The sequence below is a fragment of the Pseudomonas sp. GCEP-101 genome (assembly GCF_025133575.1).
GTDB classification, from domain to species: Bacteria; Pseudomonadota; Gammaproteobacteria; order Pseudomonadales; family Pseudomonadaceae; genus Pseudomonas; species Pseudomonas nitroreducens_B.
Map to the genome: position 1 here is coordinate 3,634,928 of NZ_CP104011.1, position 12,791 is coordinate 3,647,718.

Here is a 12,791-nt window from a genome sequence, read left to right on the forward strand (position 1 = left end):
ACCGTCCGGTGTCCCCAAAGGTAACCCCGCGCGCGGGCCGATGAAGGCCCGCGGCGCGTCCCAGGCCCCGTCCCATGGGGATCGATCCGGCCACGCTGGGTGGCCGGCACGCAACTTGCCTGCCCCTGAGCTGCGCTTGAGCCGGTAACACCCGCCGGCGCGCCGTAGCGTCTACGATGGGCACGACATGAATCCACTGACCTTCTCCCGCTCCACCTGGCTCAACTCCCTGCACATGACCTCCCTGACCGTCGCGCTGATGGAATCGGAAGGGCACAGCCGCGAGGCCATCCTCGAAGGCAGCGGCATCACCGGCGACGACCTGCTCGACCTGCGCCGGCTGGTCAGCCCCTGGCAGGAGCAGCAGGTCTTCGCCAACGTGCAGAACCTCGCCGGGGAACCCGCCCTCGGCCTGCGCCTGGGCGTGCGCACACGGATCACCGCCTACGGGCTGCTGGGCTACGCGCTGATCTCCGCGCCGACGCTGGGCGAGGCGCTGCGCATCGGCCTGAGTTACCCGGTGCTGCTGGGCACCTACTTCCACCTCTCGCTGGAAGTGGATGGCGACATGGCCTGGCTGGTCGCCACTGGCTATGGCGAGGAAGAGGCCATGCGCCCGTTCAACACCGAGTTGTGCCTGGGCTCGCTGAAGGTGGCCTGCGCCGACCTGCTCGGCCAGCCGCTGCCGCTGGTGCGTGCCGAATTCGACTACGAAGGCCCGGCGGAACGCCGCGCCGCCTACGCCACGCTGTTCGGCTGCCAGCTGAGCTTCGATTGTCCGCGCAGCGCCATCGGCTTCCCCGCCAGTTGGCTGGACATGCGCCTGCCACTGGCCGACGCCGTGACCCACCGCGAGATGCTCGAACAGTGCCGCCGCCAGAACATCGACCTGGCCGCGCGCCGTGCCTGGCTCGACAAGGTCCGCGCCATCCTCGGCGAACGCCTGCAGGAACCACCGGGCCTGGAGGAGCTGGCACGGCGCCTGAACTGCTCCTCGCGCAGCCTGCGCCGCCACCTGCAGCAACAGCAGACCAGCTACCAGCAACTGCTCGACGAACTGCGCTTCGCCCGCGCCAAGGAATTGCTGCAGGACGGCGACATGCCCATCTACCGCATCGCCGAGGAACTGGGCTTCAGCGAAACCGCCAGCCTGCGCCACGCCTTCCAGCGCTGGAGCGGCCAGCCGCCGAGCCACTTCCGTGCGTAAAGACCCGTAAATAGGGCTCCGTACATGAAGATCTTCGCCTGAAATTTCTGTCGGGCTTGTCGTGGATCAAGATACCCCCGACGCTGCTGGGCCTAGCCTTGAGCGATCCCACAAGGACGCTCGAGGGCCTCACCATGGCCAAGAAATTCCCCCTCAATCCGCCGCACCCCGAGCGCATCTGCTGGGGCTGCGACCGCTACTGTCCGGCGACCAACCTGGCGTGTGGCAACGGCGCGGACCGCACCATGCACCCGGCCGAAATGCTCGGGGATGACTGGTACCAGTTTGGTGACTGGGGCATCGAGCCGCCCAGTACGATTGCTGCCGCGCAGCTGGAGCCGTCCAGCTGAGGCACACCCGCGCCGTTGCGGCGCCGGGCATGAAAAAGCGCGCACTCCCTCCCCGGAGTGCGCGCTTTTTTCGTCATCAGCCCTTGGCCGGTGTGATGCCGTAGATCTTCTGGAAGCGGGCGATCAGGGCGTCCGGCTTCTTCTCTTCCTTCTGCATCAGGTACACCACGCGCTCGCCGTTGGGGCCGCTGGCGATTTCGGTGTGGCGGAAGATTGGCTCGCCCAGGCCGTTCATGTCGACCATGTCGCCGTAGCGCTGGGCCACGTAGATCACGCCGCCCTGGCGAATTTCGCCGTAGAAGCCGGCGGCCGGCGGCAGGCTCTGCTTGTAGAACTGGTAGGCGGCGATCTTCTTCGCGTCCTTGCCCTGATCCTCGGCGCGCACGACCAGCACGACGTTCTGGCCGAACTTGTCCTTCTCGCCGACTTCCTTGGTGTAGGTGGTCTTGCCGGTCACCAGGTAGTCCCGGTAGACGGTGGCGTCGTCGAACAGGTAGAGGGTGTCGTCGGTACGCACCAGGTACCAATCGTCATTGTTGGGCGTGGCTTCCTTGCTGGCGACCGGAGCCTGGAGGGCGCAGCCGGTGAGGGCGGCGACGAGCAGGGCGAGGGATGCAGCTTTGTGGGCAGTCTTTTTATTGAACATCGCGGGGGCTTCCCAGGGTTGAAAGCCTGCGAGTTTCACCGGGCCAGATAACGGATTGATGACGGGCAAATGACGAATTGTTTCGCCGCCGCAGCGCCCGGAACGCGGGCGCTGCGGACGATCCTCGGAGGATTCAGGGGCGGGCTTCGAGGATCAGGTTGAACGGCGTTTGCGCCGCGCGGCGGAAGCGGCTGAAACCGGCCTCCTCGAACACCTGGCGCAGACGGGCCTCGCCGGCCTGCGCGCCGAGCCCCAGGCCCACTTCCTGGGACAGCGAGTTGGGCGTGCAGATGAAGGTGGAGGCGGCGTAGAACAGCCGGCCGACCGGGTTCTGGTTGTCCTCCAGGTGGTCGTTGGCGAAGGGTTCCACCAGCAGCACCGTGCCGTCCGGTTTCAGCGCCTGGCGCGCGTGCTGCGCGGCGCCTACCGGGTCGCCCATGTCGTGCAGGCAGTCGAAGAAGCAGATCAGATCGTACGCGTTGCCGGGGTAGTCCTTGGCGCTGGCGCGCTGGAAGCGGGCGCGCGTGGCGACCTCGGCCTGGTCGGCGCGCTGGTTAGCCACATCGATGGACGGTTGGTGGTAGTCGAAGCCGACGAAATTCGAGGCCGGGAAGGACTGCGCCATGACGATGGTGGAGGCGCCGTGGCCGCACCCGACGTCCGCCACCTGGGCGCCGCGTTCGAGCTTGCCGACCACCTCGTCCAGCGCCGGCAGCCACTCGGCCACCAGGTGGGCACGGTAGCCGGGGCGGAAGAATTTCTCGGTGCCGGAGAACATGCAGGGGTGGTGGTCGCCCCAGGCCAGGCCGCCGTCACCACGCATGGCGGCGACCAGCTTGTCCTTGTCGTGGTAGAGCGCGGCGACGACCGAGGCGCCGCCGGCGACGTAGACCGGCGAGTCCTCGATGGCCAGCGCCATGGCCTGTTCTTCGGGCAGGCGGAAGGTGCCGTCCTGGTGCTCCATGTAGCCGGAGGCGGCGTGGGCGCTGAGCCATTCGCGCAGCAGGCGGGCGTTGCAGCCGCTGCGCTCGGCCAGTTGCGCCGGGCTGAGCCAGTGGCCATCGGCCATGGCTTTGTAGAGGCCCAGTTCCTCGCCCAGGATGATGTTGGCGAGCATTGCCGCGCCACCCATGTCGGTGACCAGCTTGCCCATGAACTCGTTGAGTCTGGCTTCGTCCATCGCGCGAGCTCCCGTACGCAGCCGCAGGCGAGCCCCGCGGCAATCGAGGAAGGAAGGCGGCAGGCGGCAGTGCCGGCTGCCGCGACGGGCGCCGGCCAACGGCGGGCACAGGACGCTGCAGGCGCAACGGCGGCTCCCATGCGGGACTGTTGCGCGAAGGCCGGCAGGTGGGGCTGCCGGCGTAACCTTTCCATTCTACGGCGCTGGATTCGCCCCGGCGTCATCGCCGACTTGCGGTGCTGCCGTGTCCTCGGTGCGCGCCACCTGCGGCCGCTGCAGGATGAGGTTCTGCGGCGTGCTCAGGCTGATGCCGGCCTCGCGCAGGCCGCTGAAGATGGTGAACAGCAGGTCGCTCTTGGTCGAATACACCGCGCGCGGGCTGCTGACGTTGCCCGAAGCCGCCAGGGTCAGCCCGGTGGCGCTCAGGTCCTTGAAGGTCACCGACGGGGCGGGCGTCTCGACGATGTTCTCGTGTTCGGTATAGGCCTTGAGCATCAGCTCGCGGACCCTCTGCACGTCGGTGTCCAGCGGCAGCGTGAGGTTGATGCCGACCACGCCCAGAGCGCTGCCCATGGTCACGTTGCGCACGTTCTGCGAGATGAACTGCGAGTTGGGCACGATCACCGTGGACTGGTCGGACATCTGGATTTCCGTGGCGCGCACGTTGATCCGCCGGATGTCGCCCTCCACGCCGCCGGTCAGGCTGACCCAGTCGCCGACCTTCACCGGGCGTTCGGTGAGCAGGATCAGGCCGGAGATGAAGTTCTGCACGATGGCCTGCAGGCCGAAACCGATGCCCACCGACAGGGCGCTGACCACCCAGGTCAGGCTGGTGAGGTTGATGCGCAGCGCCGAGAGCACCAGCAACACCAGGATGACCATGCCGATGTAACCCACCAGGGTCACCAGCGAGGCGCGCATGCCGGCGTCCATGTTGGTTTCCGGCAGCAGCTCGTCGGCCAGCCAGCGCTTGAGCAGGCGCAGGCCGAACAGCCCGGCGGCGAGGGTGCCCAGGGCCAGCAGGATGTCCTGCGGGACGATGTTCAGGCGGCCCAGGGATTGGCCGCTCTCCACCAGTTGCACCAGCCCCTGGAGCAACTCGCCGGGGCTGGTGCCGGAGGTGGAGAAGGCGATCAGCAGGGTCGACAACACCAGCAGCGTGCGCCCGGCGCCGGTCAGCAGGGTGGCGAACTGTGCCTGGTGGCGCGGGTCGACGCCGAGGTTCTGCGCCAGCCGTTCGCCGATGGGTTGGCGCGGCGACAGCAGCACTTCGCAGAGGTCGACGAACAGCGTCGTCAGCAGGTAGCCGGTGGCGCACACCACGCTGGCCCAGAGCAGCTTGCCGGCGAAGAAGTAGGCCAGCGACAGGTAGCCGGTGACCAGCGCCAGGACGATCAGCAGCACGGTCACCAGCATCGCCAGCACGAGGATGCCCGCCAGCGCGGACGTCTCATGCCCTTCGGCTTCACGGCGGGCGCGGCGGTAGCGATACAGCGCGATGCCGTACAGCACGGCGGTCGCCAGGGCGGTGATGCCGTTGACCGCCACGGTCAGCGCGAGGCTGGCGCCGCTGGCGCTGTTGATGCGGTCGAGGGTGCCCAGCACCAGCAGCAGCCAGGCCATCAGCCAGGGGAAGGGGGACAGGGCGGTGGCCACCGGGTCGGGCAGGTCGGGCAGGCGCCAGGACGGGCGCTGCACGGCGAGCAGTGCGCGGCCAAGGCCGGCGGTGAAGGTGCAGAAGATCACCAGCGAGAGCATCTGGTCGCCCAGGTTGGCCATGTTGCCGCTGAGCTGCTCGTGCCAGTTCATGCCCTCGTGGATCACCGTGGCGCCGCCGCCGAGGGTGAGGATGGTGGCCAGGCTGACCGCCACCGCCAGGGCGCTGCGGCGCAGGCGGCCGACCGGAATCCAGCGGATCATCGCCTTGGTCAGCAGTTGTTCGAGCAGGCGCCGGCCGGGAATCCACAGCATCACCGCGACCAGCAGGCTGGCAACGAAGGGCCAGCGGTGCTCCGGTTGCCAGGTGGTGGCGAAGGCGCTGCCGATCTGCGCGCGCATGGACTGCAGGCGCGTCAGGTCATCGTCGGTGGGGCGGATCAGGGTCGACCAGAAGCGCGGGCTCAGCGGCGGCGGGTAGCGCGTGGCGATCTGCGAGTTGAACTGGCTGCGGCGCAGGTTGACGATCTGTGCGGCGAGGTCCTGGGCGTCCTTGTCCAGCTGGTTGGCGCGCGCCAACTGTTTCTGCAGGTCCTTTTGCGCATCCGTCAGGTCGTTGCGCTGCTTGCTCAGGCTCTGTGCCTCGTTGGGCGTCGCCGGGCCGAGCACCTTGAGCTGGTCTTCGGTGCGCGACAGCGCCGCGCCGATGTCGGTGGCGTTCTGCTCCGCGCGGGCCTGCACGGCCAGCGCCGACTGCCGCAGGTTGGAGAGCAGGCCATCGTCGCTGTCGGCGGAGACGCGCTGGCGGATCAGCTCCAGGCGGGCGCTGAGTTGGTCGACGCCGGCGTCCTCGGGCAGCTCCGGCAACTGGATGGTATCGCCGGCCTGGACGTCGGTCGGCTCGTCCGCCAGCACGGCGCCGGCGCCGGCCAGCGACAAGGTCAGCATCAGCAGCACGCGGCTGCAGGCGCGTACGAAGGTTTCCCGCATGTTCCCCCATCCTGTGGTCAAAACGCGTGTCGGTGTTCGACCGGCCGTTGGCCGGGACAATTCCCTGGAGCATAGCGCCGCGTCGTTCGGCCCTGGTGACGCCGTGCGGCCAATCACAGCATGCAGATGGTTAAGGGTCACAAATTCTGGCCATATCGATCCCCTTTTGGCCGCTTCCGCTGTTTTGCCGCGCGTGTTCGCTGGGCAGAATTCCATCACCGGACAACAAGAATCCTTCAGAGGGTACTCCCATGCTTACCGTGTACAGCGATGATCACCGCCTGCATTTCGGCCAGTCCGAACTGGTCGATGGCAAACTCCAGCCCTGCTTCGAAATGCCCAGCCGCGCGGACACCGTGCTGGCCCGCGTGAAGTCGCAGAACCTGGGCGAGATCATCGCCCCGAAGGACTTCGGCCTCGATCCGATCCTGCGCACGCACAACACCCGCTACGTCGAATTCCTCAAGGGCGCCTGGGCCCGCTGGGCGGCCGAAGGCCACACCGGCGACCTGGTTTCCACCACGTTCCCGGGTCGCCGCCTGCGCCGTGACGGCCCCATCCCGACCGCCCTGATGGGTGAGCTGGGCCATTACAGCTTCGACACCGAGGCGCCGATCACCGCCGGCACCTGGCAGGCCGTGTACAGCTCGGCCCAGGTCGCGCTGACTGCCCAGGACCACATGCGCCAGGGCGCCAACATGGCCTTCGGCCTGTGCCGTCCGCCGGGCCACCACGCCGGCAGCGACTTCATGGGCGGCTACTGCTTCCTGAACAACGCCGCCATCGTCAGCCAGGCCTTCCTCGACCAGGGCGCCAAGCGCGTGGCCATCCTCGACGTGGACTACCACCACGGCAACGGCACCCAGGATATCTTCTACCGCCGCAACGACGTGCTGTTCGCCTCGATCCACGGCGACCCGCTGGTGGAGTACCCGTACTTCCTCGGCCACGCCGACGAACATGGCGAAGGCGCCGGCGAAGGCTACAACCACAACTACCCGCTGGCCCACGGCACCGGCTGGGATGGCTGGTCCGCCGCGCTGGAAGATGCCTGCCGGAAGATTTCCGCCTACGCGCCGGACGCGGTGGTTGTCTCCCTGGGTGTGGATACGTATAAGGACGACCCGATTTCGCAGTTCAAGCTGGACAGCCCGGACTACCTGAAGATGGGCGCGCGCATCGCCGCCATGGGCATTCCGACCCTGTTCATCATGGAGGGCGGTTACGCGGTGGAGGCCATCGGTGTCAACGCGGTGAACGTGCTGCAGGGCTACGAAGGCGCTGCACGCTGATAAGACGAATCGGGCGGATGAGAATCCGCCCGTTTGCTTTTCATTGCTCGCAACCTTTTGCGCGAGCGCATCCAGCTGGGGAAGGACATGAACAAGAAAACCGCGCTGCGCGGCCTGCTCGCCGCCGCCACTCTCGTCACGGCCAGCGTTGCCAGCGCCGAGCCGCAAGTGCGCATCTACAACTGGTTCGACTACATCGGCCCGGACACCCTCAAGGGCTTCCAGGGCGAGACCGGCATCAAGCCGCAATACGACGTCTACGACAGCAACGAAGTGCTGGAAGCCAAGCTGCTGTCCGGCCATTCGGGCTATGACGTGGTCGTGCCCAGCGACAGCTTCCTCCCCAACTACCTCAAGGCCGGCGTGTTCCAGCCCCTGGACAAGAGCAAGCTGCCGAACTGGAAGAACCTCAACCCGGCGCTGCTCAAGGTGCTGGAGAGCAAGGACCCGGGCAACCAGTACGTGATGCCCTACATGTGGGGCACCAACGGCATCGCCTACAACGTCGACAAGGTCAAGGCGGTGCTCGGCGACAACGCGCCGGTGGACTCCTGGGACCTGGTGTTCAAGCCGGAGAACCTCGCCAAGCTCAAATCCTGTGGCGTGGCCTTCCTCGACTCGCCCACCGAGGTGATCCCGCAGGTCCTGCATTACCTGGGCCTGTCGCCCAACAGCCGCAACCCGGACGACTACAAGAAGGCCGAGGAACTGCTGGCCAGGCTGCGCCCGAACATCACCTACTTCAGCTCCTCGAAGTTCGTCACCGACCTGGCCAATGGCGACGTCTGCGTGGCCCTGGCCTGGTCCGGCGGCGCCATGCAGGCGGCCAACCGCGCCAAGGAAGCGGGCAACGGCATCCACATCGAATACCGCATTCCCAAGGAAGGCGCCGCCGCCTGGTTCGACGTGCTGGCGATTCCGAAGGACTCGAAGAACGTCGAGCAGGCCCACGCCTTCCTCAACTACCTGCTGCGCCCGGAAGTGGTCGCGCCGATCTCCGACTACGTTGCCTACGCCAACCCCAACCAGGCGGCGGACGTGCTGATCTCCAAGGACCTGCACGACAACCCCAACGTCTACCCGCCGGCGGACGTGCAGGCCAAGCTGTACTCGGTGGAGATGCTGCCGCCGAAGCTGGAGCGCATCCGCACCCGCACCTGGACCCAGGTGAAATCCGGGAAGTGATGTCGCTGGCAACTGGCTGAGCAGCGGATTTCCGTTGGCGGCCGGCTGGCGTGAACTGGCATGATCGGCGGACTTTCTTCGAGGAAGTCCGCCGATTGTCCTTTCGACTTCCCGCTTTTTTTTCAACTGCCGAGCTTTGCCATGAACTCCCACAGCAACATCGTCGAGCGCAAGGGCGCCGACGCCTTCGCCATCCAGGTCATGACCGGCCTGTGCGTCATCTGGGGCATCCAGCAAGTGGTGGTGAAGCTGGCCGCGCCGGACATCGCGCCGATCATGCAGGCCTTCGGTCGCAACCTGGTGGCCGCCGTGGTGGTGGGGCTGCTGATGTGCTGGCGCGGCGGCTGGGAAGGCTTCCTGCGCCAGGGCACGCTCAAGGGCGGGCTGCTGGCGGGCGTGCTGTTCGCCGCCGAGTTCTTCTTCATCGCCCAGGGGCTGGTCTACACCTCGGCCTCGCACATGGCCGTGTTCATCTACACGGCGCCGATCTTCTCCGCGCTGGCGTTGCACTTCCTGCTGCCCAGCGAGCGCCTGCGGCCGCTGCAGTGGCTTGGCATCGGCGTGTGCTTCGCGGGGATCGCCCTGTGCTTCGGCGGTGGCTTCGACCTCGCCAGCATGGACAGCCGCATGCTGCTGGGCGATGCCTTCGGCGTGCTGGCCGGGTTCTCCTGGGGCATGACTACGGTCGCGGTGCGCACCACCCGGCTGTCCGAGGCGAAACCGATCCTGACGCTGTTCTACCAGCTGCTGATCGCCGCGCTGCTGTTGCCCTTCGCCGCCCTGGCGCTGGGCAAGACAGGCGACGTGAGCTTCACCGCCATCGGCGTGGGCAGCGTGCTGTTCCAGGGGCTGGTGGTGTCGTTCTTCAGCTACTTCACCTGGTTCTGGCTGCTGCGCCGCTACCTGGCATCGAACCTCGCGGTGTTTTCCTTCATGACGCCGATGTTCGGCATCGCCTTCGGCGTGCTGATTCTCGGCGAGCCGCTGACCCTGAACTTCGTCGCCGGCGCCGTGCTGGTGCTGGCGGGCATCACCCTGGTGAGCAGCGAACAGTGGATCCGGCGGATGCTTCGCCGCTGAGTGCGGATGTGCCGCGCTCTTGATTCAGGTCAGGCGCTGCGGCGAGGGAAGGCGATAGTCTTTGTTTCAAGGAGTGAGTGGCACGGGCGGAGAGTGGGACGCCGGGCTATTCTTCCTAGGGCGGCCCATGGTGGTAACGGGCCGCCCGACCTGAATTCGAACGAGGAGGCATTCCATGAAAGTCTGGCTGCAAAGCGTTGCGTGGAAACTCGGTGTCGCGCTCGGCCTGATCGAGCCTCCACGTCTGCAACCCATCCCCATCCGCAGCGACGAACAGCGTCGCCTGATGGAGCAACGCCGGCGCTACTGATGACGCCCGCGTTACCGCAAAAGGAAAACCCGCCAGCTGGCGGGTTTTTTCTTGCCTGTCATTCGTGGGCCTTGAACCAGTCGTCGATCATGGTTTTCAGCCGCTCCCCGGAAAAGCTCGGGAAATGCCCGCCGTGCACGGTACGCACCGGCAGCGCGCGCAGGCGCGCCAGGCTGGTGGCGTAGTCGTCGAGATTGGAGTGGTAGGCATCCTCGATCAGCGGGCCGTCGTAGATGATGTCGCCGGAGAACAGCGTCTGCGTCTTCTCTTCCCACAGGCTGATGCCGCCCGGCGAATGGCCGGGGGTGTGCAGCACCTGCAGGGTGCGGTCGCCCAGGTCGAGCACGTCGCCTTCCTCGATGGTGCGGGTCGCCGGCGCGGCCTTGACGCGGTATTCGGCGTAGCACAGCGGGCAGTCCGGATGGGCGTCGAACATCTCGTCGCCGACGAAGGCCGTGGCCAGGGTGCGCTCGCCGTCGGGGCGGGCGAGGATGTCGGCTTCGGCCGGGTGCACCAGGCGCTCGTCGAACTCGTGGTGGCCGGCGATGTGGTCGAAGTGGGTGTGGCTGGCCACCGCCAGCAGCGGGCGGTCGGTGAGCCAGGGCAACTGTTCGCGCAGGCTGACCAGCCCCGAGCCGCTGTCCACCAGCACGTCGCGCTCGCGGCCCTGGATGTGCCACATGTTGCAGCGGTAGAAGGGGCGGACGTAGGGCTCGTGGATCAGGCTGACGCCGTCGTAGCAGTGTCGGACTTCGAACCAGCGGTCGCGGGTGACGATCTTCATTTATTCGCGCCTTGTCGTGCTGAGCGTAGGGTGTGCAACGGGTAGCGGTTGTACCCCGGTACAACCTGCCATTCATTGGCGCCAGGGCCAAGCCCGGAGTATCGGAGCTCTTCGTAGGAGCGAGCTTGCTCGCGAACAATCCCGAGCTGGGCGGTTCGCGAGCAAGCTCGCTCCTACAGGCTGACGGGTTTATGGCTGTGCTGCGGGGGCTTTGCTCCCTCTCCCTAACCCTCTCCCTGAAGGGAGAGGGGATCGACCGGAGCGCTCGGATAATCCGGAGCCAGCCGGTGAGCACCGTTCTTCCGAATGGCACGGGCAAGCTCCCTCTCTCTTCAGGGAGAGGGCGGGGGAGAGGGTGCCGAGCACTTGCTCCGTTATCTCCGACTGAATAAGCCCGAACTGGGCCGTTCGCGAGCAAGCTCGCTCCTACAGGGAGGGTGTTACGGCGCGAACGGCGCCGCTTCCATCACTTCCACGATCAGCGGGCGGTCGCTCGGCGCGGTGCGCAGCAGTTCCTGCAGGTGAGCGTGATCGCGGGCGCGTTCGGCGGCGCAGCCGAAGCCGCGGGCGATGGCGAGGAAGTCCGGGGTGTAGATATCCACGCCCAGCGGGGTGATGTCGCGGCGTTCCATGTAGCGCTTGATCTCGCCGTAGCCGTAGTTGTTCCACAGCAGGACGATGATGCCGACCTTGGCTTCCACGGCGCTGGCCAGTTCGGTCATGGTGAACTGCAGGCCGCCATCGCCCATCAGGCTGATCACCGGGCGGCCCGGCTCGCCGAGCTTGGCGCCGATGGCCGCCGGCAGGCCGTAGCCCAGGGTGCCGTAGCCGGTGGAGGCGTTGAACCAGCGGCGGCCGCCGTCCAGCTCTACCAGGTGGTTGCCGCTGTAGACGGTCTGGGTCGAGTCGCCGACGAAGCGGGCATCGGGCAGCACGTCGAGGATGGTGTCGAACAGGGTGCGGTAGTGCGCCCAGCCGCTGAAGTCCTCGGCCAGCTGCGCACGCACCTTGGCCGCGCGCTGGGCGCCGGGGCTGGCGGCGTCGGCCTCGCGGGCCGGCAGCAGTTCCAGCAGGGCGCGCATGGCGGTGCGGGCGTCGGCCTGGATGGCGATGCTCGGGGCGAAATTGCGCATCAGCTGCTGCGGGTCGATGTCGATGCGGATCAGCTCGCCGCCGATCTTGAAGTTGCCGTCGAACACCACGTCGTAGTCGGTTTCGCCCAGCTCGGTGCCGATGGCCAGTACCACGTCGGCTTCCAGCGCCAGTTCACGGACCGGAACCAGCGACTGGTTGCTGCCGACCAGCAGCGGATGGTCCGGTTGCAGGAGGCCCTTGGCGTTGATGGTCTGCGCGGTCGGCGCGTCCAGGGCAATGGCCAGCGCGCGGGCTTCGGCCTGGGCGGCGACGCAGCCGCCACCGAGCAGCAGCAGCGGCTTCTGTGCCTTGGCCAGCTTGGCGGCGGCTTCGTGCAGCGGCGAGCGGGCCGGGGCAGGGCGGGCCAGCTGTACGCGCGGCAGCACCTGCAGGTGGTCGGCCGGGGCGGTGATGATGTCCAGCGGCAGCTCGATGTGCACGGGGCGCGGGCGCTCGCTGTCGAACACGGCGAAGGCGCGGGCCAGCACGGCCGGCAGTTCCTCGACGCTCATCAGGGTGTGGCTGAAGGCGCTGACGCCGGCGACCATGGCGCGCTGGTTGGGCAGCTCGTGCAGGTAGCCGTTGCCGTGGGCCAGGCGCGAGCGCTCGTTGACGCTGGAGATCACCAGCATGGGGATGGAGTCGGCGTAGGCCTGGCCCATGGCGGTGAGGATGTTGGTCATGCCCGGGCCGGTGATGATGAAGCAGGTGCCCGGCTTGCCGGTGACACGCGCGTAGCCGTCGGCCATGAAGCCGGCGCCCTGTTCGTGGCGCGGGGTGATGTGGCGGATGCCGCTGTGGGGCAGGCCGCGGTACAGCTCGACGGTGTGTACGCCGGGGATGCCGAAGACGGTATCGACGCCCCAGGCTTCGAGTTGCTTGACGAGGAATTCGCCGCAGGTGGTCATGGCAGTTCCTTAAAGATTCGCAGGTAAGTCGTGATCATCATGCAAAAGGGCGCGGAGATCAGCTCGCCG

General features: G+C 67.1%; 11 protein-coding genes. 6 read left to right on the forward strand and 5 right to left on the reverse strand.

Features of this window, described 5'->3' with window-relative positions; genetic code table 11:
* Positions 1–187 precede the first annotated feature (187 nt).
* Together N0B71_RS16750 and N0B71_RS16755 are read left to right on the forward strand one after the other, a co-directional pair.
* The gene (locus N0B71_RS16750; RefSeq protein ID WP_259753758.1) at positions 188–1,207 is read left to right on the forward strand and encodes an AraC family transcriptional regulator; all 1,020 of its coding nucleotides are present in this window, start codon (positions 188–190) and stop codon (positions 1,205–1,207) included.
* A 134-nt stretch (positions 1,208–1,341) separates the two neighbouring features.
* Complete coding sequence (locus tag N0B71_RS16755) at positions 1,342–1,557, forward strand: DUF3079 domain-containing protein (protein WP_259753759.1); 216 nt, start codon at positions 1,342–1,344, stop codon at positions 1,555–1,557.
* A gap of 76 nt (positions 1,558–1,633) precedes the next feature.
* On the opposite strand, the gene N0B71_RS16760 is transcribed toward N0B71_RS16755, so the two are convergent.
* The 3 genes from N0B71_RS16760 to N0B71_RS16770 form a co-directional block, all read right to left on the reverse strand.
* A complete protein-coding gene (locus N0B71_RS16760; protein ID WP_259753761.1) occupies positions 1,634–2,203 on the reverse strand; it encodes a hypothetical protein in 570 nt (189 codons plus the stop codon).
* 133 nt (positions 2,204–2,336) lie between these two features.
* A complete protein-coding gene (locus tag N0B71_RS16765; protein WP_259753762.1) occupies positions 2,337–3,383 on the reverse strand; it encodes a class I SAM-dependent methyltransferase in 1,047 nt (348 codons plus the stop codon).
* Between the two features lie 195 nt (positions 3,384–3,578).
* Positions 3,579–6,029, reverse strand: a complete 2,451-nt coding sequence (locus tag N0B71_RS16770; RefSeq protein WP_259753764.1) for a DUF3772 domain-containing protein — start codon at positions 6,027–6,029, stop codon at positions 3,579–3,581.
* A gap of 251 nt (positions 6,030–6,280) precedes the next feature.
* On the opposite strand from N0B71_RS16770, the gene N0B71_RS16775 reads away from it, so the two are divergent.
* The 4 genes from N0B71_RS16775 to N0B71_RS16790 all read left to right on the forward strand — a co-directional run bounded on the left by N0B71_RS16775 (position 6,281) and on the right by N0B71_RS16790 (position 9,896).
* On the forward strand, positions 6,281–7,321 hold the full coding sequence (locus N0B71_RS16775; protein ID WP_259753766.1) for a histone deacetylase family protein: 1,041 nt from the start codon (positions 6,281–6,283) through the stop codon (positions 7,319–7,321).
* Between the two features lie 87 nt (positions 7,322–7,408).
* Positions 7,409–8,506 carry an extracellular solute-binding protein gene (locus N0B71_RS16780; RefSeq protein WP_259753768.1) on the forward strand — a complete coding sequence of 366 codons (1,098 nt, stop codon included), beginning with the start codon at positions 7,409–7,411 and terminating at the stop codon, positions 8,504–8,506.
* Between the two features lie 141 nt (positions 8,507–8,647).
* The gene (locus N0B71_RS16785; RefSeq protein WP_259753770.1) at positions 8,648–9,586 is read left to right on the forward strand and encodes a DMT family transporter; all 939 of its coding nucleotides are present in this window, start codon (positions 8,648–8,650) and stop codon (positions 9,584–9,586) included.
* 175 nt (positions 9,587–9,761) lie between these two features.
* A complete protein-coding gene (locus tag N0B71_RS16790; protein WP_259753771.1) occupies positions 9,762–9,896 on the forward strand; it encodes a PA1414 family protein in 135 nt (44 codons plus the stop codon).
* A 58-nt stretch (positions 9,897–9,954) separates the two neighbouring features.
* Here the strand turns inward: N0B71_RS16790 and N0B71_RS16795 are convergent, their stop codons facing one another.
* Positions 9,955–10,680, reverse strand: coding sequence for an MBL fold metallo-hydrolase (locus N0B71_RS16795; protein WP_259753772.1), 726 nt, complete (start codon positions 10,678–10,680; stop codon positions 9,955–9,957).
* 440 nt (positions 10,681–11,120) lie between these two features.
* The gene (locus N0B71_RS16800; protein WP_259753773.1) at positions 11,121–12,722 is read right to left on the reverse strand and encodes a 5-guanidino-2-oxopentanoate decarboxylase; all 1,602 of its coding nucleotides are present in this window, start codon (positions 12,720–12,722) and stop codon (positions 11,121–11,123) included.
* Positions 12,723–12,791: the final 69 nt, after the last annotated feature.